The organism is Aeromonas crassostreae (genome assembly GCF_054052445.1).
This window is the reverse complement of the sequence record NZ_JBSTYM010000024.1, coordinates 1-22,286: the sequence shown is the minus strand read 5'-3', so window position 1 is coordinate 22,286 and position 22,286 is coordinate 1. Positions and strand designations below refer to the sequence as shown.

At 63.4% G+C, this 22,286-nt stretch carries 24 protein-coding genes; 20 read left to right on the top strand and 4 right to left on the bottom strand.

All coding sequences use genetic code 11. The features are described 5' to 3' along the window. The first annotated feature begins 43 nt into the window (after positions 1–43). The 7 genes from ACW5W4_RS15895 (at position 44) to ACW5W4_RS15865 (ending at position 6,727) form a co-directional block, all read left to right on the top strand. Positions 44–1,321, top strand: a complete 1,278-nt coding sequence (locus ACW5W4_RS15895; protein WP_456690026.1) for an O-antigen ligase family protein — start codon at positions 44–46, stop codon at positions 1,319–1,321. Then, positions 1,318–2,463, top strand: coding sequence for a glycosyltransferase (locus tag ACW5W4_RS15890; protein ID WP_456690025.1), 1,146 nt, complete (start codon positions 1,318–1,320; stop codon positions 2,461–2,463). Before ACW5W4_RS15895 ends, ACW5W4_RS15890 begins: the two co-directional genes overlap by 4 nt. A gap of 3 nt (positions 2,464–2,466) precedes the next feature. Then, positions 2,467–3,753, top strand: a complete 1,287-nt coding sequence (locus ACW5W4_RS15885) for a PIG-L deacetylase family protein (protein WP_456690024.1) — start codon at positions 2,467–2,469, stop codon at positions 3,751–3,753. Next, positions 3,750–4,784, top strand: a complete 1,035-nt coding sequence (waaF, locus tag ACW5W4_RS15880) for a lipopolysaccharide heptosyltransferase II (protein WP_427262859.1) — start codon at positions 3,750–3,752, stop codon at positions 4,782–4,784. The genes ACW5W4_RS15885 and waaF overlap by 4 nt, the downstream gene beginning before the upstream one ends. Beyond that, the gene (gene waaA / locus ACW5W4_RS15875) at positions 4,784–6,043 is read left to right on the top strand and encodes a lipid IV(A) 3-deoxy-D-manno-octulosonic acid transferase (protein ID WP_456690047.1); all 1,260 of its coding nucleotides are present in this window, start codon (positions 4,784–4,786) and stop codon (positions 6,041–6,043) included. Before waaF ends, waaA begins: the two co-directional genes overlap by 1 nt. A 94-nt stretch (positions 6,044–6,137) precedes the next feature. Next, complete coding sequence (locus tag ACW5W4_RS15870) at positions 6,138–6,260, top strand: hypothetical protein (RefSeq protein ID WP_408797494.1); 123 nt, start codon at positions 6,138–6,140, stop codon at positions 6,258–6,260. A gap of 128 nt (positions 6,261–6,388) precedes the next feature. Further along, entirely contained in the window at positions 6,389–6,727 is a 339-nt protein-coding gene (locus tag ACW5W4_RS15865) for a DUF2799 domain-containing protein (protein ID WP_456690023.1), read from the top strand. Between the two features lie 48 nt (positions 6,728–6,775). Here the strand turns inward: ACW5W4_RS15865 and ACW5W4_RS15860 are convergent, their stop codons facing one another. Together ACW5W4_RS15860 and ACW5W4_RS15855 are read right to left on the bottom strand one after the other, a co-directional pair. After that, the gene (locus ACW5W4_RS15860; RefSeq protein ID WP_408797490.1) at positions 6,776–6,940 is read right to left on the bottom strand and encodes a hypothetical protein; all 165 of its coding nucleotides are present in this window, start codon (positions 6,938–6,940) and stop codon (positions 6,776–6,778) included. A gap of 72 nt (positions 6,941–7,012) precedes the next feature. After that, entirely contained in the window at positions 7,013–7,444 is a 432-nt protein-coding gene (locus ACW5W4_RS15855; protein ID WP_427262857.1) for a flagellar basal body-associated FliL family protein, read from the bottom strand. Between the two features lie 145 nt (positions 7,445–7,589). Here ACW5W4_RS15855 and ACW5W4_RS15850 point away from each other — a divergent pair, with 145 nt between their 5' ends. Together ACW5W4_RS15850 and ubiA are read left to right on the top strand one after the other, a co-directional pair. Further along, positions 7,590–8,132, top strand: coding sequence for a chorismate--pyruvate lyase family protein (locus ACW5W4_RS15850; RefSeq protein ID WP_456690022.1), 543 nt, complete (start codon positions 7,590–7,592; stop codon positions 8,130–8,132). Between the two features lie 81 nt (positions 8,133–8,213). Beyond that, positions 8,214–9,077 (top strand): 4-hydroxybenzoate octaprenyltransferase, encoded by an 864-nt coding sequence (gene ubiA / locus ACW5W4_RS15845; RefSeq protein WP_427262855.1) that lies wholly within the window; start codon positions 8,214–8,216, stop codon positions 9,075–9,077. A gap of 162 nt (positions 9,078–9,239) precedes the next feature. Here ubiA and plsB read toward each other — a convergent pair whose 3' ends face one another. Then, the gene (gene plsB, locus ACW5W4_RS15840; protein WP_456690021.1) at positions 9,240–11,669 is read right to left on the bottom strand and encodes a glycerol-3-phosphate 1-O-acyltransferase PlsB; all 2,430 of its coding nucleotides are present in this window, start codon (positions 11,667–11,669) and stop codon (positions 9,240–9,242) included. 203 nt (positions 11,670–11,872) lie between these two features. On the opposite strand from plsB, the gene lexA reads away from it, so the two are divergent. The 5 genes from lexA (at position 11,873) to ACW5W4_RS15815 (ending at position 16,854) form a co-directional block, all read left to right on the top strand. Next, entirely contained in the window at positions 11,873–12,502 is a 630-nt protein-coding gene (lexA, locus tag ACW5W4_RS15835; RefSeq protein ID WP_408797481.1) for a transcriptional repressor LexA, read from the top strand. Positions 12,503–12,671: 169 nt separating this feature from the next. Then, positions 12,672–13,811, top strand: a complete 1,140-nt coding sequence (coxB, locus tag ACW5W4_RS15830) for a cytochrome c oxidase subunit II (protein ID WP_427262853.1) — start codon at positions 12,672–12,674, stop codon at positions 13,809–13,811. A gap of 11 nt (positions 13,812–13,822) precedes the next feature. After that, the gene (ctaD, locus tag ACW5W4_RS15825; RefSeq protein WP_408798098.1) at positions 13,823–15,406 is read left to right on the top strand and encodes a cytochrome c oxidase subunit I; all 1,584 of its coding nucleotides are present in this window, start codon (positions 13,823–13,825) and stop codon (positions 15,404–15,406) included. Position 15,407: 1 nt separating this feature from the next. Beyond that, positions 15,408–15,944, top strand: a complete 537-nt coding sequence (locus ACW5W4_RS15820) for a cytochrome c oxidase assembly protein (protein WP_427262851.1) — start codon at positions 15,408–15,410, stop codon at positions 15,942–15,944. Continuing rightward, on the top strand, positions 15,937–16,854 hold the full coding sequence (locus ACW5W4_RS15815) for a cytochrome c oxidase subunit 3 (protein ID WP_456690020.1): 918 nt from the start codon (positions 15,937–15,939) through the stop codon (positions 16,852–16,854). Before ACW5W4_RS15820 ends, ACW5W4_RS15815 begins: the two co-directional genes overlap by 8 nt. A 7-nt stretch (positions 16,855–16,861) precedes the next feature. Here the strand turns inward: ACW5W4_RS15815 and ACW5W4_RS15810 are convergent, their stop codons facing one another. Further along, a complete protein-coding gene (locus ACW5W4_RS15810; RefSeq protein WP_456690019.1) occupies positions 16,862–17,068 on the bottom strand; it encodes a DUF2909 family protein in 207 nt (68 codons plus the stop codon). Positions 17,069–17,092: 24 nt separating this feature from the next. On the opposite strand from ACW5W4_RS15810, the gene ACW5W4_RS15805 reads away from it, so the two are divergent. The 6 genes from ACW5W4_RS15805 (at position 17,093) to ACW5W4_RS15780 (ending at position 22,196) form a co-directional block, all read left to right on the top strand. Beyond that, positions 17,093–17,824 carry an SURF1 family protein gene (locus ACW5W4_RS15805; RefSeq protein WP_456690018.1) on the top strand — a complete coding sequence of 244 codons (732 nt, stop codon included), beginning with the start codon at positions 17,093–17,095 and terminating at the stop codon, positions 17,822–17,824. Further along, positions 17,821–18,291: a hypothetical protein gene (locus tag ACW5W4_RS15800; RefSeq protein ID WP_456690017.1), complete on the top strand. Its 471-nt coding sequence runs from the start codon at positions 17,821–17,823 to the stop codon at positions 18,289–18,291. The genes ACW5W4_RS15805 and ACW5W4_RS15800 overlap by 4 nt, the downstream gene beginning before the upstream one ends. 41 nt (positions 18,292–18,332) lie before the next feature. Beyond that, positions 18,333–19,316 carry a COX15/CtaA family protein gene (locus ACW5W4_RS15795; protein WP_456690016.1) on the top strand — a complete coding sequence of 328 codons (984 nt, stop codon included), beginning with the start codon at positions 18,333–18,335 and terminating at the stop codon, positions 19,314–19,316. A gap of 1 nt (position 19,317) precedes the next feature. Beyond that, the gene (gene cyoE / locus ACW5W4_RS15790; protein ID WP_456690015.1) at positions 19,318–20,214 is read left to right on the top strand and encodes a heme o synthase; all 897 of its coding nucleotides are present in this window, start codon (positions 19,318–19,320) and stop codon (positions 20,212–20,214) included. After that, on the top strand, positions 20,207–20,833 hold the full coding sequence (locus tag ACW5W4_RS15785) for an SCO family protein (protein ID WP_456690014.1): 627 nt from the start codon (positions 20,207–20,209) through the stop codon (positions 20,831–20,833). Before cyoE ends, ACW5W4_RS15785 begins: the two co-directional genes overlap by 8 nt. Before the next feature lie 73 nt (positions 20,834–20,906). Further along, a complete protein-coding gene (locus tag ACW5W4_RS15780) occupies positions 20,907–22,196 on the top strand; it encodes an MATE family efflux transporter (RefSeq protein WP_456690046.1) in 1,290 nt (429 codons plus the stop codon). Positions 22,197–22,286 lie beyond the last annotated feature (90 nt).

Here is a 22,286-nt window from a genome sequence, read left to right as displayed (position 1 = left end):
CAAACGCCTGGATGGACAATGGGGCGGGGGAGAGGAGGCTGGCTTGTCTCCTTACCTGAGGGGCCTGGGTGTCGCCTGCCTGCTGATCTATGCCCTCTGCCGCATCTGGTTTGGCGGGGTCGGCAAGGCGATGGAGGTGGGGTTTCTGGCCATGACCCTGCTGCTGATGCTGACCTCCCACAGGCGCATGGCCCTCGATACCTACTTCAAGTTTGTCCTGCTGGCGGTGCTGGTGCAGCTGATCCCCTGGTGCCTGGGGATGCTGGCGCCGACCGTCATCTCCAGCCCGAATCCCCACCTCGATCGACTGACCAAGATCTTCTTCTTCTTCGCCACCGCCGTGCTGCTGGCGGGCAGGTTGCGCAACGTCTTCTGGCTGTGGGGCATAGCCGCGCTGGGGCTCCTGTTCGCCGTGCTGAGCTCGTCCGCTGACTGGCAGGCGTGGCAAAAGGGCATGGCGGGGGTGAGGGTCGATTTTGGCATCCGCAACGCCCAGCATGTGGCCATGTACTTCGGCACCCTGATGCTCGGCTGTCTCTGCTTCAGCCAGCGCTGGCTGGCGGCCGGCCCGCGGCTCTGGTGGCGACTGCCGCTCTGGCTGGGCGCCTTGGTCGTGGCGGCGCTGGGGATCATGGTGACCCAGACCCGGGCCATCTTCCTCGCCATCTTCCTGGCCCTGCTGCTGGCCCTGGTGTTCTGGGTCTGGCTCAAGCGTCCCCGCTGCTGGCTGCTCGGCCTGCTACTCGCGGCCACGGCCCTGCTGTGCCTGACCCTGGGGGAGCGTGGCATCGCCCACGTGGAGCAGCGCTACGAGCAAGAGGCTCCGGTCATCCAGCAACTGCTGCGTGGCGACTGGGACGACATCCCCTACACCAGCGTCGGGATCCGGGCCAACACCTGGAAGGTGGCCGCCGAGAAGATCATGGAACGGCCCTGGTTCGGCTGGGGCTCCCAGGCCCGCAGCCGGGTGCTGGCCCACTCCGATGCCCTGCCTGACTGGGTCAAGCAGCAGTTTGGCCATCTGCACAACTATTTCCTCGAGGTGCAGCTCAGTTACGGCCTGGCCGGAACCCTGCTGCTGCTGGGCCTGGCTGGGGCCATTGGCCGGGATTGCTGGCTGACCTGGCGGGCGGGCCTGATGCCGACCGATGTGCTGGTGTTCGGTTTTTGCTTCTTCGTGTTCTGGGTCATCGTCAACAACTTCGAGTCTTACATGTCGTTTGGCACGGGCACCTTCGTGTTCAACATCATAGTCGGGGGCCTGGTGACCCTCTGCTGGCGCCGCCGCTATCCCCGCGGTCTGGCGGATGCGGCCAGATGAAGCGCATTCTCATCATATTGCGCCGCCTGCAACAAGGAGGCATAGAGCAGGCCAGCATCACCCTGGCCAATGCCATGGTCGCACAGGGCCATGAGGTGCATATCTGGGTGTTGCGCGGGGATGCCAGACTGAGCCCGGATCCCGCCGTGCAACTGCACGCCGGGGGCGACATTGAGCGTGACGCCAGGCGTGGCCTGGCCGGGCTGGGCTGGGATCTGCTGGGGCGAGGCCTGCTCAGGCATCTGCTGCCGGGATCTGGATTCGTCTGGACTGGCTGGCGGACCAGCGCCCTGGCCAGAGAGCGGATAGCCGAGATGGAGGCCCGATTCGGCTCCTTCGACCAGATCCTGATCCGGGGCCAGGGGGCGTTCGAACTGTTGTGGGATCTGCGCGACCCCCGTTGCTGGCAGCTGGTGGAGGGGCCCTCCTCCAAGCTCAGGGGCTATCGCCTCGGTGGCTGGCTCACCGCCAAGCTGTTTCAGGACAAGCAGGTGATCTGTGTCTCCCACGGCATCGCCAGGGTGTTGCAGCAGACCCTGTCCCACTTTTCGGTGCGGCCAGCCCGCCAGACGGTGATCCACAACGGTGTCCCCCTGGCACGAGTACGCCAGCTGGCGCAGTATGATCCCGACCCCGTGATCGAAGGCCCCTTCCTGGTGCATGTGGCGCGGCTGGTGCCGGTCAAGGACCAGGGCCTGCTGCTGCGGGCATTCAAGCGGGCGCAGCTGGAGTGCAAACTGGTGATCATCGGCGAGGGTAGCGAGCGTGCCGCCCTGGAGCGGCAGGTGCAGTCTCTGGGGCTGGCTGGCAGGGTGATCCTGCTGGGCCACAGAGACAACCCCTATCCCTGGGTCGCCCGTGCCGAAGCCTTCGTGCTCAGCTCCCGCACCGAGGGGTTGGGACTGGTGCTGATTGAAGCGCTTGCCTGCGGCACCCAGGTGGTGGCCACGGATGTGCCCGGCGGCATCCGCGAGGTGCTGATCGAGGAGCAGACCCGCTTGCTGGCGCCAGCCGATGAGGTCGCCCTGGCCGCCAAGATGGGTGAGGCGCTGGCCGACCCGGTCCGGCTCCAGCCTCACTGGGTCGAGCGATTCGATGATGGCGAGATAGCCAGGCGTTTCCTCGCCCTCATTCAGGATTAAATCATGACGACACAGGATCATCGCTATCCCCTGGCCCCGAGCTGGGTTTCCCCCGTCAAGCTGTCGCCGGATGGCAGGCTGGATGTGGCCGCTCCCGGTGAGCTGACCCAGCACACCCTGTTGCTGGAATTTGGTTATGAGGCGACCCACAAGCGGCGCCAGGGGTGCCTGCGCATCGACGCCGACAGCGTCGGCAGTGAGCAATATTTCGAAGCGAACCAGCGGGGCAGGCGCTTTCTCAACCTGACGGGTCTGGGCGAGCTGGATCGGGTGCGACTGCGGGGCATCGACTGCCGCTGGCAGGAGCAGGCCCGGCTGCTGGCCTTCGCCAATCCGGCGCTGGCGGATGGCCCTGTGCTCATCCTCTCCCCCCATCCGGACGATGCGGAGCTGGCCGCCTTCGGGCTCTACAGCGACCATGCCGAACGCAGCTGGATAGTGACCCTGAGTGCGGGGGAGAAGCTCGGTCGGCTGGATCGCCAATACATCCCGGGTCTGGACGCGGATCTGCCGAGCGCCTCGGCACGCAAGGGGGTGATCCGGGCCTGGAACAGCGTGACGACCCCGCTGCTGGCCGGGGTGAGTGCCGCCCGTTTGTTCTGCCTGGGCTATTTCAACGACAGCCTGGCAAGGCTGGTGGCCGACCCGGAGGCCAGGGTGGCCCATGGTCAGCTGCCTGCGCTGACCCCGGCGCCGTTTCGGCGCTGGAATCCCCGGCCGTTGCCGGGAGATGAGCAGCCGGACAACCAGGGGGCGCTGCTGTTGGCCGATCTGGCGGCCCTGCTGACCCAGATCAGACCCAGTACCGTGCTGGTGACCCATCCCGAAGTGGACCCCCATGGGGATCATGTGGCCACGGCCCGTGCCCTGGCCCTGGCGATCCGGCGCAGCGGCCAGGTGCCGGCCCGGGTGCTGCTCTATGCCAATCACCTGCGCCGGGTCCATGATTTCCCCTATGGACCCGAGCATGCGGGCACCACGCTGCCGCCCTGGCAGCAGGAGACCTCGCCGCTGGGGCCCTGGCGCTGCTACAGCCACCCGTTGTCGCTGGCACGCCAGAAGGAGAAGGTGGTGGCCATGGAGACGATGCACGACCTGCACGCCAAGGACAGGCTGGAGAAACGGTTCAAGCGCTGGTGGGGGCGCACCGTCAGACGGGATGGGTATCATCACTATGGTCTGCACAGCTATTTTCAGACCCATATCAAGGCCCATGAGGTGTTCAGCTGGGTGGCCGGCGAAGACTTCGTGAGAGGCGTGTTGCAAGACGCAGGAACAGAACAAGCATGAAGATATTGGTGATCGGCCCCTCCTGGGTCGGCGACATGGTGATGTCCCAGAGCCTCTACAAGGCGATCAAGGCCAACCACCCCGGCTGCGAGCTGCACGTGATGGCGCCGGCCTGGTGCGGCGCCCTGCTCGCGCGCATGCCGGAGGTGGACAAGGCGGTGCCCATGCCCCTCGGCCACGGTGACTTCAAGCTGGGAGAGCGGCGCCGGCTCGGCAAGCAGCTGGCCGCCGAGCAGTACGATCAGGCCATCATCCAGCCCAACTCCTTGAAGTCGGCGCTCATCCCCTGGTTTGCCAGGATACCGGTGCGAACCGGCTGGAAGGGGGAGCATCGTTTCGGCCTGCTCAACGACCTGCGCAGCAACAAATCCGCCTTCCCGCTGATGGTGGAGGCCTATCTGGCCCTGGCGTACCCCAAGGCGCAGATGAAGAGCCGGGCCGATATCCCGGCCATTCCCCACCCGGCCCTGAATGTGGATCTCATCAACCAGAGCAAGGCGCTTGAGCGACTCGGACTGGATAACGCCCGCCCCGTGCTGGTGCTCTGTCCCGGGGCCGAATTCGGCCCCGCCAAGCGCTGGCCGGAGCGCCACTACGCGGCCGTGGCCCAGATCCGGCTCGACGAGGGCTGGCAGGTGTGGATCTTCGGCTCCGGCAAGGATGTGGAGGTGGCCAACCAGATCCGGGCCAGCCTCAATCCCCGCAGCCAGAGTCACTGCCATGTGCTGGCAGGCAAGACCAGCCTGCATGAGGCGATCGACCTGATGGCCCTGGCCCGCCAGGTCATCTCCAACGACTCGGGCCTGATGCACATCGCCGCGGCCCTGAACCGGCCGCTGATCGGCGTCTATGGCTCCACCTCGCCGCTCTATACGCCGCCTCTGGCGGACAGGGTCGAGATAGTGCACACCGACATAGAGTGCCGCCCCTGCTTCAAGCGCACCTGCAAGTTCGGCCATCTGAAATGCCTCAACGATCTGCCGCCCGAGCAGGTGATCGAGGCCGGCAAGCGACTGGAGCTGGGCGATTGATGGGCTATCGACTGCTCTATAACTTCTTGATCCATTTGGGCTTGCCCCTGGCGCTGCTGGCGCTCTACCGGCCCAGGCGTGGCAAGCCCGGGTTCGGGGCGCGCTGGCGCGAGCACCTGGGGCGGGCACCTGCCACCGGGCAGGAGGCGCCGCTCTGGATCCACGCGGTCAGTGTGGGGGAGACCCTCGCCATCAGCCCGCTGATCCGGGCCCTCAAGGCCGAGCGCCCGGATCTGCCGATCCTGCTCACCACCACCACCCGCACCGGCGCCGAACAGGCGGCCAGGCTCGGCGATCTGGTGATGCATCGCTACGCCCCCCTCGACTATCCCTGGGCCGTCTCAAGGTTTCTGACCACCTTCAAGCCTCGCGCGCTCTGGGTGATGGAGACCGAGCTGTGGCCGAACTGGCTGGCGGCCTGCGAGGCATGCCACCTGCCGGTGACCATCATCAATGCCCGGCTCTCGGAGCGCTCCTGCGGGCGTTACCGCCGCTTCCAGGGGGCCTTCGATGCCCTGAGTCGCCCCCTTGGCCTGCTGCTCTGCCAGCATCAGGATGACGCGGATCGCTTCCATCGACTCGGCATCGGCCGTGAACGGCTGGCGGTGGCCGGCTCCATCAAGTTCGACATCCAGTTCGGCGACGAGGTGCTGAGCAAGGGGCTAGCCCTGCGCCAGGCGCTGGGCCGAGATCGGCCGGTCTGGATCGCCGCCAGCACCCATCAGGGAGAGGATGAGCAGGTACTGGCCGCCTTCGATCGGGTGCGGCTTAGCCATCCCTCGGCCTTGCTGATCCTGGTGCCCCGCCATCCGGAGCGCTTCGATCGGGTGGCCGAGCTGTGCGCCCCTTACGGCTGCGTGCGGCGCAGCGGCGGCGACCCGATCCGCGAGGAGGACGGCGTCTATCTGGGGGACACCATGGGCGAGTTGCCGTCGATGCTGGCGGCGGCCGATGTGGCCTTCATGGGAGGCAGCCTGGTCGGTGTGGGTGGCCACAACCTGCTGGAACCCGCGGCGCTGGGCAAACCTTGCCTGACGGGGCCCCACTATTTCAATTTCAGCGACATCACTCGCCAGCTGGTGGCCCAGGGCGGCGCCATCGTGGTGGCACGCAGCGACGAGCTGGGGGAGAAGGTGAGCACCCTGCTGGCCGATGAGCAGGAGCGTCGCGAGCGGGGGGAGCAGGCCCGCGCCGTGGTGCTGCGCAATCAGGGGGCGCTGGCTCGCACCCTGTCCCGTTGCCTGGACGGGCTCGACTGAATTGCCCGGCCGGGAGTCCGCCCATCGCGCACTGGCGAGCCCCATTTTTCTGGATAGACTTTGAGAGCGGGTGCACTGTCCAAGGAGAATGAGCATGGGTGGACACAAGCCGGATTACGAGCTCGACGATGACTGGGAGCCGGAATCCTGGGAGGAGCAGCTGGAGGAGCTGGACGACGACAGTTGGCAGTTTGACGACGACTTCGACGACCAGTGAGGCCAGACGGTAAACAAATCAGGCGGGCCCTTGGCCCGCCTGATTTGTTGGTGGTGGGTGAAAACCGGGCTTGGTGGCGGGAGACTGGCTCGCTAGAATGAAAGCCCGAATGACGCTCAAGGATCAAGATGCGCCCATTACTCATGCTCTGCGTCGCCGCTCTGCTCGGCGGCTGCGTCTCCAACTCGGACGACCCGTGCGAGCAACCCTGGGACGGGGTGGGGGAAGCCGATGGCAAGCTGGGATTCACCGCCCAGCGGGTCGCATTTCACCAGACCCGCTGTGGCGACAGGGTCGATGATGCCTTGTGGTCACAGGGCCACCAGAAGGGGCTCGCCTGGTACTGTCGTCCCGAGCACCTCTATCTGGCCGGTCGCTCCGGGGAGGAGTATCGCGGTGTCTGTCCCAACGATGCCCAGGCGCGCAAGCTGTTTGCCCAGGGTAGGCAGGGGTGGACGGATCAGTAGCCCGGCCTGGTCAGCTGGTCAGGGCAATCCGCATTCGCTGGCGGCGAGTCACTTCTCCTTGAGCCGCAAGGGCTGGCAGAGGTAAGCCTTGTCGTTGGCGCTGCGGGCGCATTTGCCACAGACGAACTTGGGCTTGCGTACTATCTTGCGCAGCGTCTTGAGATCGAACGGGATCTCATGGCGGCGCCATTCACACAGGGTCTTGTTGCCCATCCGCGTCGATCACCTTGGCTTATGACTTCGCCGTATTCTAATCAATTTGCATTGCGAATACAGGCGCCGACCTCACTGATAGAGGTACTTGGTGAAGATCAGTTCCTTGACCGCCTTCTTGCCGGTTTCGCGCACCAGCAGTTCATTGACTCTGGCCTCGCACTCCTTGCGCAGCTCTTCACGACTGGCGAGGGATTTGATCTGCTCCGCTGTCTTGCTGCCCATCAGGCGGATGATGGCGTCGCGGATCAGGGGATCGTGCACTTCCAGCAGCTTGAGGTCCCCGTGATTGTCGGCCATCAGCTCGACCGTGACCCTCACATAGCCCAGGGTCTTACCCTCGCTCAGATAGTTGGTGATGATGTCGGGCTCCATCGGGTGGTAGGCGACCCCATCCTGCTGGGTCGTGGCATCGGCGGCGGGGTCTGCCGCCCAGACCGGGCTGGCCAGGAGGGCGAGCAGCAAGGGGACGAGCTGGCGAACGCGTTGCGATACATTGGGCATGGTAGGGACTCAGACTGGTGAGATGCCCCATTTTTGATGTTGGCCGCTGGGGCGTCAAGCACGGATTTCCTTACATTTTTCGATCGATTTACCGATAATAAGCCCGATTTTAACCTGATGACGGAACTCTCTGGATGGTGATGCGGTGAAATCCGAGCTGACTGTTCCCCTCACGCGGACCAGTGACTGGTTGCTGCCTGTGCTGGCCGAGCCACCGGCGCGACTCGCGCCCTGGCTGCTCGACGCGGGCTCCATGACGGCGCGCCTGCGCCGCCACAACCACCACTTCTCTCTCGAGCTGCTTGGTCACCACCTGCAAGGGCTGGCCCCGGACGAACAGGGCCTGCTGGGGGTCGATGCCGGCCTGCGACGGGAGGTGTTGCTGCATGGCGATAACGGGCCCGCGGTACTGGGATGGACCCTGTTTGCCGAGGCGGCGCTGACGGGGGCTGGGCTGGATCGGCTGGGGGATCAGCCCCTGGGAGAGCGCCTCTTCGGCGCGGCTCCCGCCCGGCGGGATGGCCTGCAACTGGCCCGTTTCACGTTGACGGATGCACAGGACCAACCACTGTCGCTCTGGGGGCGGCGCTCGCGCCTCTATCTCAATGGCTGGCCCCTGCTGGTGCACGAGGTGCTCTTGCCCGGCCTCGTGCTGACCGATCTCCCCTCACCGTCGTGGCTGGATTGAGCCAGGAACCACAATAGCGTGGGATCCTGGCGCGCCTATCGCCGTTTCTCTTGATATTCCAGTTTAAAACAAGGAGTTGCTGTGACTGTATTGACCAAGGAGCGTGGGCTGGCCTATGTCCAGCTGGCACGGATAGACAAGCCGATCGGCACCTTGTTGCTGCTCTGGCCCACCCTGTGGGCGCTCTGGCTGGCGGCCGGGGGCGTGCCGGCGCTCGGCACCCTGCTGGTGTTCGTGGTAGGGGTCTTCTCCATGCGTTCGGCGGGGTGCGTCATCAACGACTACGCGGATCGTCATTTCGATGGTCATGTGAAGCGCACCGCGGGGCGGCCCCTGCCCATGGGCAAGGTGAGCCCGAGGGAGGCGCTGGCACTGTTTGCCGTGCTGGCACTGCTCTCCTTTGCCCTGGTGCTGACCCAGAATGCGCTGACCATAGCCCTGTCGTTCGCCGCCCTGGTGCTGGCGGTCTGCTACCCCTTCATGAAGCGCTTCATCCCCATCCCCCAATTGGTGCTGGGTCTGGCCTTCTCCTGGTCGATCCCCATGGCCTATGCGGCGGCGGCCAATGCCTTGCCCCCGGCGGCCTGGCTCATCTTCCTGGCCAATGTGCTGTGGACCATCGCCTATGACACCCAGTACGCCATGGTGGACAGGGATGATGATCTCACGCTCGGCATCAAGTCGAGTGCCATCCTGTTTGGCCGTTTCGACAAGCTGATCATCGGCCTGCTGCAGCTGGCAACCCTGCTGATCCTGTTGGGAACAGGCCAGCTGATGACGCTGGGGGCCAGTTATTACTGGGGTCTGCTGGGTGCCGCCGTCCTGTTCGTTTACCAGCAGCGGCTCATCCGGGAGCGGCAGCGGGAGGCCTGCTTCCAGGCCTTCCTGAACAACAACTATGTCGGGGCCCTGGTGTTTGCCGGGCTGGTACTGCATTACTGGTAACCGGCCGGTTGCGCCATCTCGATGCCAGGGCCGCAGGATGCGGCCCTGGTCGTTTCTGACGGATGCTCACGTGGATGGGTTGCAAGAGGCGGACAGGCGGGTGATAGGAGCATCAATGAAACAGGGCCCCGTGCTGGGGCCCTGTTTCATTGGCTGGCATGATCAGCCTGGCTGCCGGTTGCCCGCCTGTATGGTGCGGCGGATCTTGTTGCTCAGCAGCGGCACTATGTTGTCGGCCAGGGCCTGGAAGCGGCCAAGATCCGGCTTGCAGCCCGGATCCAGGTAACCTTCGCTGCGCAGGGTGTGGATCAGGGTGCTGAACAGCTTGGGGTCGAAGAACTCGGGAGCATTGATGCCGTGCAGGGTGCCGAGGCGCTCCGCCATCATCAGGCCGTCCGCCTCCAGCTGCTCCGCCTCTATGTGGGGCTGGGCCAGCATGCGGGTCAGCACGATGGCGTAGCGTTGCAGTGTCTCCTGGATGCTCTCGGCCAGCAGCAGCAGGCGCATCTGGTTGCCCGGATTGACCCAGTAGCCGCCATCGCGCGCCTCGATCAGCTGCTGGCGTTGCAGCTCGGCCAGCAGGGCATCGACCAGCTCCGGCAGTTCCTCCTCTTGGTAGCGAAGGAACAGCTCTGTCTTGAGTAGCGGGTAGATGTCGACGCAGCGGGCGACGATCTCGCCGCGGGAGATCCCCTCGCAGCGCTCAATCAATGCCGCCACCAGGGAGGGCAGGGCGAACAGGTGCAGTATGTTGTTGCGGTAATAGGTCAACAGGATCGCCTGATAGCGGTCCAGGCTGACGATCTGGCCCAGCTTGTCCTCGCTCACCTCGAACTTGTTGAGCTCCATCGCCTGATCCAGCAGATCCTTGGCGTTGTCCTGGGGCAGCGTGCTCCGCTCGCTGTAGGGCACCTGCTTGAGCAAATCCAGATAGGTGTTGATCTGGGTCTGCAGCTCGTCCCGGGTCAGGGCATGGCGCTCGGCGGCCAGCAGTGCCAGGGCGCTCAGGGTCAGGCCGTTGACGGCGGCGGCATCGTTGATCCGGGTCATCAGCAGTTCGGCCAGCTGGTTGACGGTGCCCGCCATCCACTCGGGGCGTTCCTCCTCGCCGATATGCTCCTTCCAGGTCGGCACGTGTTCGTTGAGATAGCCGTTGAGAGTCAGCGGCTCGCCGAAGTTGACGAAGCCGCGGCCATAGTTGCGCAGCTTGCGCAGTATGCCGAGCACCTGCAGGAAGCTCTCTTTCTCCTTGCGGCTGCCCTTGAGCTCGTTGTGGTAGGTGTTCACCTCCATCACGTGCTCGTAGCCCAGATAGACGGGGACCAGGGTCACCGGCCTGTCCAGTCCGCGCATCATGGCCTGCAGGGTCATCGCCAGCATGCCGGTCTTGGGGGGCAGCAGGCGGCCGGTGCGCGAGCGGCCCCCTTCGGTGAAGAACTCCACCGAATAGCCCTTGGCAAACAGCAGGTTGAGGTATTCGCGAAAGACGGTGCTGTAGAGCGGATTGCCCTTGAAGGTGCGGCGAATGAAGAAGGCGCCGCCGCGGCGGAAGATGGGGCCCGCCGGCCAGAAGTTGAGGTTGATGCCTGCCGCTATGTGGGGCGGCACCATGCCCTGGTGATAGATGACATAGGAGAGCAGCAGGTAGTCCATGTGGCTGCGATGGCAGGGGACGTAGACTATCTCGTGTCCCTCCTGCGCCAGCTGGCGCACCTGTTCGGCGCCGTTGACCGAAAGGCCGCGATAGAGCTTGTTCCACAGCCAGCCGAGGAAGCTCTCACCGAGGCGGATCAGCCGGTAGGAGAAGTCGGAGGCGATCTCGTCCATGTAGTCATGGGCACGCTTCTTGGCCTTCTCCAGGCTGATGCCCTCGCGCCCGGCCTCTTCCTCTATGGCTTGCTGGATCACGCCGGAATCGAGCAACTGCCTGAACAGCAGGGTGCGATTGGGCAGCTTGGGGCCGGTGGCAGCCAGCTGCTGGCGGCTGAAGTGAATGCGGGCCACCCGCGCCAGCTTGTGGGCGATAGCCTGATCCGTGCCGTGCTTGTCCGCCATGTGGCGTAGGGAGAGCGACGGGGAGAAGCGCACCAGGTTCTCGCGCCCCTTGAGGATGACGATGAGCGCCTTCTTGAGACGGTTCGGCGCCAGGCTGCTGATGATGTTCCAGCCGGAGGCTTCCTCCCCTTCCCGGCCCGGGGCGCGGCCCCAGAACAGGGTGACGGGGACCATCTGCACATCCAGATCGGCATCCAGCTTGTGCAAGTCCAGCAGCTGCTGAAACTCCTGCAGGAAGGGGAGCGGCTTGCTGCGTGAGCCGAACAGGGGGGGCGGCCGATCGAGGCAGACGTAGCGTGGCACGGTTCTGCCCCCCAGTTCGAGCGGGGTGAAGGGACCCGGCAGACCGAGATCCTCGCAGCACTGCTGCAGTGTCATCAGGTCGGTGATCGAGCTGGTCTTCAGGGCATAGACGATGGGTCTGGCCGGATCCAGCTTGAGTTCCGTGATGGGATTTTCCGGCAGGCTCTTGTGATTGACCAAGCCGCTGACCGGCCACTGCAGTATGGCTCTGGAAATACTCTGCCCGAGGGACATGTGCGTCTGCTCTCCAAAAAAATGCGGCGTGAGCATAGCAAATCACGCAGGGCTTGTCGCCGAGAGGTACGATGAGTCCGCCGATGAGGGCCGGAGCAGGGTTATTTTGGCCTTGCCTGCGACAATTGTCAGTCGAGCCTTGCCTTGGTCAGCACACTGTATATACTGCCAGTGTGCTGTATAAAAAGACAGGTGCCAATCTTATGAAACCCCTCACTCCCCGCCAGGCTCAGGTTCTTGATCTCATCAAGGTCAACATGAGCGAGACCGGTATGCCGCCGACCCGTGCCGAGATCGCCCAGAAGCTTGGGTTCAAATCCGCGAATGCGGCCGAAGAGCACTTGAAGGCGCTGGCCAAGAAGGGGGCCATCGAGATCCTGCCGGGCACCTCGCGGGGCATCCGTCTGTTGCTCGACGAGGTAGAGGAGGCGGCCAACGAAGATCAGGGGCTGCCCCTCATCGGCAAGGTGGCGGCCGGCGAGCCCATCCTGGCCCAGGAACATATCGAGAGCCACTATCAGGTGGATCCTGCGTTGTTTCATCCGCGAGCGGATTTCCTGCTGCGGGTGCAGGGCATGAGCATGAAGAACATCGGCATCATGGACGGGGATCTGCTGGCGGTGCACAAGACCCAGGAGGTGCGCAACGGTCAGGTGGTGGTGGCACGGCTCGATGAGGATGTCACCGTCAAGCGTTTCCAGCGCAAGGGCAGCCAGGTCTGGCTGTTGCCGGAAAACGAAGAGTTGCAGCCTATCGCCGTCGACCTGGCGAGCCAGCATCTCACCATAGAAGGACTGGCCGTCGGCGTGATCCGCAACGCCGACTGGATGTGATTGAGGCCCCTCGCGGGGCCTTTTTATTCCCTGCTGTTTTTTCAATTTATTTCTTAACACTTTTTTCACACATTCTCATTTGCTGCTTTACTTAGCCTGTTGATTGGCACGCAAGACCAATCTCGGGGAAGAGACGCCCGGCAGGGCAGCGCTAACAATGGGGGGCAGAGTGAAAAGAGTCCTGATTACTCTCTCAATCTTTCTGTGTGTCTGGAGCGAGTCATCGCTCGGCAACAGCATGCGCTTCAACATGACGGAGGGGGTCAGCGCCGTCAGTCGCAACGTGTACGACCTGCACATGACCATACTCATCATCTGTGCCCTGATAGGCTTGCTGGTGTTTGGGGTCATGTTCTGGGCCATCTGGCATCATCGGCAGGACAAGGGCGCGCAGGCTGCCCACTTCCACGAGAGCACCCGGGTCGAGATCCTCTGGACCCTGATCCCTTTCCTCATCCTCATCGGCATGGCCGTACCCGCTACCCGCACCCTGATCGCCATGGAAGATACCAGCGATGCCGACCTGACGGTGCAGATAACGGGCTCCCAATGGAAATGGCATTACCGCTATTTCGACGACGGTGTCGAGTATTACAGCCTGATGGCCACGCCTCAGGCGCAGATAGACAACAAGCGCCGCAAGGGGGAGAACTATCTGCTCGAGGTGGATCGCCCTCTGGTGCTGCCCACCGGCAAGAAGGTGCGCTTTCTCATCACCTCCCAGGATGTGATCCACTCCTGGTGGGTGCCGGCCTTTGCGGTGAAGAAGGATGCCAACCCTGGGTTCATCAATGAGGCCTGGACCCGCATCGATCACCCCGGCCTCTACCGGGGTCAGTGTGCCGAGCTGTGCGGCAAGGGGCACGGCTTCATGCCCATCGTCGTGATCGCCAAGCCGGAGGCCGAATTCAACCAGTGGCTGAGCAAGACGCGGGCCGAGCAGCTGGCGGCCAAGGAGCAAGAGCAGAAGCTGCTCTCGATGACCATGAGCCGGGATGAGCTGATGGCGCTCGGCGAGAAGGTCTATCTTGGCCACTGCTCCGCCTGTCACATGGCCAACGGGCAAGGGGTTCCGGGCGCTTTCCCCGCCCTCAAGGGCAGCCAGATCGCGCTGGGTCCCAAGGCGGGACACCTGGATATTGTGCTCAACGGCAAGGCGGGCACGGCCATGCAGGCCTTCGCCAAGCAGCTCAGTTTGCAGGAGCTGGCGGCGGTCATCACCTATGAACGCAACGCCTGGGGCAATGACAAGGGTGACGAGGTTCAGGCCAAGGATGTCGACGCCTTCCTCAAGGGCAAATCCATGTAGGAGAGAGCAAGATGAGTGTCGTCACGGATCTCGATCATCAGGCAGAGCATGGCCATCAGCCCAGAGGCTTGTTGCGCTGGTTGCTGACCACCAACCACAAGGACATCGGCACCCTCTATCTCTGGTTCAGCTTCATCATGTTTCTGACCGGCGGCGCCATGGCCATGGTGATCCGTGCCGAGCTGTTTCAACCCGGCTTGCAGCTGGTCGACCCCGGCTTCTTCAACCAAATGACCACGGTGCACGGCCTGATCATGGTGTTTGGCGCCGTCATGCCCGCCTTTACCGGGCTGGCGAACTGGATGATCCCCATGATGATAGGGGCGCCAGACATGGCATTGCCGCGCATGAACAACTGGAGTTTCTGGATCTTGCCGTTCGCCTTCCTGATCCTGCTCGGCACCCTGTTCACCGAAGGGGGCGGCCCCAATTTTGGCTGGACCTTCTACGCCCCTCTCTCCACCCACTACTCCCCGGACAGCACGGCGCTGTTTGTCTTCTCCATCCATATCATGGGGATCAGCTCCATCATGGGGGCCATCAACGTCATCGTCACCATCTGCAACCTGAGGGCACCCGGCATGACCTGGATGAAGCTGCCCCTGTTTGTCTGGACCTGGCTGGTGACCGCCTTCCTGTTGATCGCCGTCATGCCGGTGCTGGCGGGGGTGGTGACCATGGTGCTGACCGACAAGTATTTTGGCACCAGCTTCTTTGATGCCGCAGGGGGTGGGGATCCCGTCATGTTCCAGCATATTTTCTGGTTCTTTGGTCACCCCGAGGTCTACATCATGATCCTGCCGAGCTTTGGCATCATCTCGGCCATTGTCCCCACCTTCTCCCGCAAGCCGCTGTTCGGTTACAGCTCCATGGTCTACGCCACCGCCTCGATCGCCGGCTTGAGCTTTCTGGTATGGGCCCACCACATGTTCACCACGGGGATGCCGGTGTTTGCCGAGCTGTTTGTCATGTATTGCACCATGCTGATCTCGGTGCCCACCGGCGTGAAGGTGTTCAACTGGGTAGCCACCATGTGGCGAGGCTCCCTCAGCTTCGAGCTGCCCATGCTGTTTGCCATCGCCTTCATCGTGTTGTTCACCATGGGTGGCTTCTCCGGCCTCATGCTGGCCATCACACCGGCGGATTTCCAGTATCACGACACCTACTTCGTGGTGGCCCACTTTCATTACGTCCTGGTGACGGGAGCCGTCTTCTCCATCATGGCAGCGGCCTACTACTGGCTGCCGAAGTGGACTGGCCATATGTATGACGAACGACTCGGCCAGTGGCACTTCTGGTGCTCCGTCATCTCGGTCAACGTCTTGTTCTTCCCGATGCATTTTCTCGGCTTGGCGGGCATGCCGCGGCGGATCCCCGACTATTCCATCCAGTTCGCCGATGTGAACGGCATCGTCAGCCTGGGCGGTTTCGCGTTTGGTCTGTCCCAGCTCATCTTTCTTTACCTGGTCATCAAGTGCATCCGCGGTGGCAAGGCGGCCGCGGCCAAACCCTGGGATGGGGCCCATGGCCTGGAGTGGGAGGTTCCCTCGCCAGCCCCCTATCACACCTTCACCACCCCGCCAGAGGTGAAGTGACATGCACGCCCGGCTCACTCTCAAACTGGTACTGGCCACCCTGCTGATGTTCGGTTTCGGGTATGCCCTGGTGCCCCTGTATGACGTCCTGTGCCGGATCACGGGGATCAATGGCAAGACGGCGTCCGTGGCCGCCACGGCCGCGACGGGCGAGATAGACAGCAGCCGCACCGTGACGCTGGAGCTGGTGGCCTATCCCTTCCCTGGGTTCGAGGGCAAGTTTGCCCCCGTGGTGCAGCGCATCAAGGTGCACCCGGGCGAGCTGAGCCGCACGCACTTCAACGTTGAAAACGCGGCCGACAGTGCACGTGTGTTGCAGGCGGTGCCCTCCGTCACGCCGGGGATCGGCGCCCGCTATCTGCACAAGACGGAGTGTTTCTGCTTCCAGCAGCAACATCTGGCGATCGGGGAGCAGGCCCAGTTGCCCTTGTACTTCTATGTCGATCAGGCGCTGCCGGCCGAGCTGCATACCCTGACCCTATCCTACACCCTGTATGACGTGACCAAGGCGGCGGGCCAGGGCGGCCAAAATGGTTGAACTTACCCCGGGCAAGGGGATCGAGAGTCCGGTATCGGAGGCGAGAATGGCGAACGATTCGAGATACTATGTGCCAGCGCAGAGTCCCTGGCCCATCATGGGGGCGGTTGGCTTGTTCCTGATGGCATCGGGAGCCGGCATGCTGATCAGCCATGGCAACCCCGGGGGCTGGCTCCTGCTGGCGGGAGCCCTGACTCTCACGGGCATGCTGTTTGGCTGGTTCGGCCATGTCATCCACGAGTCGATGAGCGGGCTGTACAGCCCACAGATGGACAGATCCTTTCGCCAGGGGATGAGCTGGTTCATCTTCTCCGAGGTCATGTTCTTCGGTGCCTTCTTCGGGGCACTCTTCTATGCACGCGTGCTGTCAGTACCCTGGCTGGGGGGAGAACATCTGCACCATCTGAGCACTCACCAAGTGCTCTGGCCCGACTTCAAGGCCATCTGGCCACTGGTGACCACTCCGGGGGGGACCCAGACCGAGGCCATGCCCTGGCAAGGCCTGCCCCTTATCAATACCCTGCTGCTGCTCAGCTCGTCGGTGACCTTGCAGCTCGCTCACCAGGCCCTGGAACGGGGCCATCGCAACAGGGTCAAGCTGTTGCTTGGCAGCACCGTACTGCTCGGCCTCCTCTTTCTGTCATTGCAGGTGCTTGAGTATTACCACGCTTATACCGAGATGGGGTTGACCCTCAAATCCGGCATTTATGGCAACACCTTCTTCATGCTGACCGGCTTCCACGGCATGCATGTCTTCCTGGGTACCCTGATGCTGGCCATCATGTGGCTCAGGGTCATGAAGGGACACTTCAATGCGCATCACCACTTTGCCTTCCTAGCGAGCGCCTGGTACTGGCATTTTGTTGACGTGGTTTGGCTCTGCCTGTTTGTTTTCGTCTATATCCTTTAGAGAGTGATCAGAAAGGTGAGGGATTGAGGGTCAGCAGGCCGCTCATCATGGCCAGCAAGAGCAATATGACCAGCAGCACGGAGAAGATCACTCTGCGCCCCAGGTAGTGGCTCGCCGGCAGGTGAGTCTGGCCCCTGACGAGTTGATACAGGGCCCTGAACAGGGAAATCAGTACCATGGCGAGCAGCAATACGATAAGGAATTTGATGATCATGGGCGTCACTCTAAGGGTAATGCCATGATTATAGGCGGTTTTGCAGGGGCAAAAGGCAGGGTTGGCCTGCTGGTGCTGGCCTTGACCATGGGGTTGCTCATGGTCTGGCTGGGCAGCTGGCAGTTGACTCGTGCAGCGCAAAAGCGCCAGCTGCTTGACCAAGGTCAGCAGCGTGGCCAGCTTGAACTGAGTCTGCAGGACCTGTTGGTCAAGGAGGACAGGTATGGCTATCAGCTCTCACTGGAAGGGGGATTCGCCCCAGGGCTCACCCTCTTCCTCGATAACCAGGTTTATCAAGGGCAGCCGGGTTACCAGGTTTTACGCCCTCTGGTTACGGCACAGGGGTTATTGCTGGTCGATCTGGGTTGGGTGCCCCAAGGAGAAGATCGTCAGGTTATACCAGCTGTTTCGCAACCGGCAGGAGAGTACCGAATTCGAGGACGGGTGGCGCGCCCCTATCATCCCCCTCTGCGTCTCGGCGGCCCAGAGGAAGAGTGGCCAACGCGAGTCCAGGCGATAGACACCGCCTGGCTGACCGAACGGTGGCAGCGGCCGGTACTCCCCTTTGTCCTGATATTGGAGGAAGGCGGCCCTTGGCCCGACCTGGTGCGTCACAAGCCGGATAGCCCCATGACCCCCGAGCGCCACATCGGTTATGCCGTGCAGTGGTTTGCCATGACCCTGACCCTGGCGGGTCTCACGCTCTGGTGGTGGCGCAAGGCGTCCTCCTATGACGATGACAAGGAGGTTGAATGAAGATGATGCCGTTGCTCGGTCTGGTGCTGGTCTTTCTGGCCTCTCCCGCGATCGCCTGGCTGGTGCTGAACCAGCACTGGTTCGAAGGTGGGGTGACGGCGAAAGGGGAGTGGGTAGAGGGGCAGGTTCCCCAACAGGGTCGCTGGCATATGCTCATGCCCACGCAGGCGGTGTGTGATGCCCGTTGTGAGGCCGGGCTCTTCCTGCTGCATCAGAGCTGGTTGGCGCTTGGCCAGGAGCGGGAGCGGGTGGTGCCCATGCGCCTGGGCGGCGAGAGCGGCGATCCGTTGATCCAGGTGGCGGAGAATCAGAGCGGCCTGGCCCAGGGGTTCATCTATATCGCCGATCCCCAGGGACGGCTGATACTGCGCTACCCCATAGTGCTGGAGGCGGGAGGGGGCCTCGCGGCCGGGGAGGCATTGCTGGCAGACCTTCGCAAGCTATTGAAGTTATCAAGGATCGGATAATAACAAGAGACCATCTGGCCCACTGGGCCCATGGGGGGAATATGCGCTGGATCAGTCTGTGTGCCCTGTTGCTCGCGGGGGTGGTGGTGGTGCTCGGCGCCTACACCCGGTTGACGGAGGCCGGACTCGGCTGTCCGGACTGGCCCGGGTGCTACGGCTTTCACCTGGTGCCGAGCCAGAGCCATGAATTGATGCTGGCAGAGCGCCGCTTCCCGGATACCCCGCTGCAACCCCACCTCGCCTGGAACGAGATGATCCACCGCTATTGCGCTGGCCTGCTCGGGCTTGTCATCCTCGCTCAGGCCCTATTCTCTCTCTACCGACGGCAGGGCCGACGGCTCGCCTGGCTGACGCTGGCACTGGTGGTGGGTCAGGGGTTGCTCGGCATGCTGACGGTGACCATGAACCTGTTTCCATTGGTGGTGCTGAGCCATCTGCTGGGCGGTATGACCATATTGGCCTTGCTCTGGCTCGCCGCGCTCAGACACTGGTCAGCGACACACGCCTCGCCATCGGTGCAGGCGCCCGGGCGGACGCTGCAGCTGCTGCGGGTAGGCCTGGTGGTGCTGGTGATCCAGATAGCCCTTGGCGGCTGGACGTCGGCCAACTATGCGGCGCTCACCTGTCATCAGCTGCCCTGGTGCGAGGGACCCTGGTGGCATTGGCTCGACTTCATTCGCGCGTTCGATCCCGTGCCGCCGCCGAGCGACAGTTATCAGTTCGGCGTGCTGCCCTACGGGGCTCGCATGACCATACAACTGACCCACAGAAGCTGGGCCCTGGTGACGGTACTGACGCTGCTGTGGCTGGCCTGGCAGCTGGGTCGAGAGGGATGGGCGGTTCTGGGAGGCGTGCTGGCCACCCTGGTGTTGCTGCAAGTGGTGCTGGGGGTGAGCAACATTGGGCTCATGCTGCCCTTGCCCGTGGCCCTGGCTCACCATGGGGTGGCCGCCTTGCTGCTGCTCACCATGGTGACCGTCTGGTTTGCACTCGGCCGCCGGTCGGCCCAAACAGAGGAGCGTTGAGATGGCGCGAACGCATGCACTGCACGCCACGGCGAGATGGCGTTGGCAAGACTATCTGATGCTGACCAAGCCCAAGGTGGTCGCGCTCCTGTTGCTCACCGCCCTGGTCGGCATGTACCTCACCGGTCAGCTGCCGGGCACGGGATTGGTGCTCCTGTCCCTGACGGGAATTGGCCTGGCCGCGGGAGGGGCGGCCGCCATCAATCATGTGCTCGACAGGCACATAGACCTGCGCATGGCGCGTACCCACCACAGGCCGGTCGCCAGGGGGCGTATCGAGACTCGTCAGGCGATGACGTTTGCCTTGGCGCTCTGTGCCGGCGGCATCGCCATCCTCTGGCTGGGCGTCAACGGCCTGACCGCCTGGCTGACCGCAGGCTCCCTGATAGGTTATGCCGTCGTCTACACTGTCTGGCTCAAGCGGGCGACCCCGCAGAACATAGTGATTGGCGGGTTGGCGGGGGCCATGCCTCCCCTGCTTGGTTGGACCGCGGTCACCGGGACGCTGGATCCCCACGCCCTGCTGCTGGTGGCCATCATCTTCACCTGGACCCCGCCCCACTTCTGGGCGCTGGCCATCCACAGACGAGATGACTATGCCAGGGTCAATATTCCCATGTTGCCGGTGACCCATGGCATCGAGTTCACCAAAACCTGCGTGCTGCTCTACACCCTGTTGCTCACCCTGGTGTGCCTGCTGCCCTGGCTGGTTGGCATGGCAGGCCCGGGTTATCTGATCGGCAGCCTCTGCCTCAATCTGAGGTTTGTACAGTGGGCCTGGCGTCTCAAGTTCTCCCCGGACGAGCAGACTGCGATACAATGCTTCAAATTTTCCATCACCCATCTGATGGTACTCTTCATCGTCTTGTTGGCGGATCACTGGATTGACTATGGCTAAGTGGCGTTTCCCCCTGTTATTGCTGGTATTTATCGCGGGTGTTTCCAGCGCCTGGTTTATCCACAAACCCGAAGAGCCTGAACAGGCCACCTATTATGCCGCTGGGCGAGACCTTGGCCCCTTCTCGCTGACCGATGCCGATGGCCAGCCCTTCACGCCGGCAAACCTGAAAGGGCACTGGAGTTTCCTGTTCGTCGGCTACACTTTCTGTCCCGACGTCTGTCCTACCACCCTGGCCGATCTGAGGTCCGTCTATCCCGAGTTGCAGAAGCTGGATGCGCGCAGCCAGGTGGTCTTCATCTCGGCGGATCCCCAGCGGGACACGCCGGCGCGCCTGAAGAGTTACGTCGCCTTCTTCCAGCCCGACTTCAAGGCGGCGACCGCGCCCCATGGCGCCCTGTTCCCCTTCGTCCGCAACCTGGGACTCATCTACTCAATCGCCGAGCAGGGGGAGAAGGATTACCTCATCGATCACTCGGCCTCCATCGTGCTGGTCAATCCAGAAGGTCAGCTGCAAGCCATCTTTCGACCCGAGTCCGCCCCGGGTCAGGTGCCTCATGTGGCGATGAAGGCACTGGTCTCGGATTTTGACCGTATCCTGACCCTGTCCGGCAGCTGAGCCCGTGGCGCGTTTCCCCGACTGGCTGCGGGACCCTGCCCGCCACGGCGCCGTGTTCGCCCTGGCATTGCCCATGGTGTTTTCCAACATCACCACCCCCCTGCTCGGGCTGGTCGATACCTGGGTCATCGGCCACCTGAGTCAGGCCTGGTTTCTCGGTGGAGTCTCGGTCGGGGCGACCCTGATCAATCTCATCTTCTGGCTGCTTGGCTTCCTGCGCATGTCGACCACAGGGTTGACCGCCCAGGCCCATGGCGCGGCCTGCGGGCGGGAGATGCTCGATACCCTGATGCGGGCCATGGCGCTGGCACTGTTGCTGGGGGTGGGCATCATGCTGCTGGTGTTCCCCCTCCTGCCCCAGATCATTGGGTTGAGCGGAGGCTCGGCCGAGGTGCAGCACTATGCGGGCCAGTATGTGGCGGTGCGGATCTGGAGTGCCCCGGCGGCCCTGTGCAACCTGGTGATCATGGGCTGGCTGCTGGGCTTGCAGGATGCCCGTACGCCCATGGCGCTGCTGATCCTGACCAATCTCGTCAACATGGCCCTCGATGCTCTCTTCGTGCTGGAATGGGGTTGGGAGGTCAAAGGGGTGGCGGCGGCCTCCCTCATCGCCGATCACTGTGCGCTCGGGGTCGGCATCTGGCTGGTGAGCCGCCGCCTGCGAGCGCTGGATCCGGCGGTCTGGCAGGGCGCCCTGCACCGCTTTCGGCAGTGGCCTGTCTTCTTGCGTCTGCTGGGGCTCAACCGTGACATCTTCATCCGCTCCCTGTGCCTGCAGCTCTGCTTCGCCTTCATGACGCTGCAGGGAGCCCGGCTCGGTGACGTGACGGTGGCCGCCAATGCGGTCCTGCTCAATCTGCTGATGCTGATCTCGTACGGGCTGGATGGGTTTGCCTATGGGGCCGAGGCCATGGTCGGGCGCGCCATAGGGCGCCGTGACCGTCAGGGGCTGCGGGAGGTGATAGTGCTCAACCTGGGCTGGGCCCTGCTGATTGCCGCCGGTTTTACCCTGGCGTTCGCCCTGGGGGGACCAGGCCTTGTCGCCAGCATGACGGATCTGCCCGAGGTGATCCGGGAGGCACAACACAACCTGCCCTGGCTGGTGGCCATGCCGCTGCTGGCGGTTTGGTGTTTCCTGTTCGATGGGGTCTTCATCGGGGCGACCCGGGCCCGTGAGATGCGCAACAGCATGCTGGTGGCGGTATTTGGCGGCTTCTTCCCGGTCTGGTGGCTGGCGCAATCCCTGGGCAGTGGTGCGCTCTGGGCGGCGATGGCGGCGCTCATGGTCGGCCGGGGCCTGAGCCTGGGTCTGCTCTGCTGGCGCATGGAGCGGGATGGTCGGCTGCTCGCATCCCGCTCCTGATCCTGCTTCACCACGCCGATATCGAGAGGGGCCCCGGGGGAGCCAGCCGGGCCCCGGGGGGGGGGGGGGGGTCTGGGGGGCGCGCAAGCC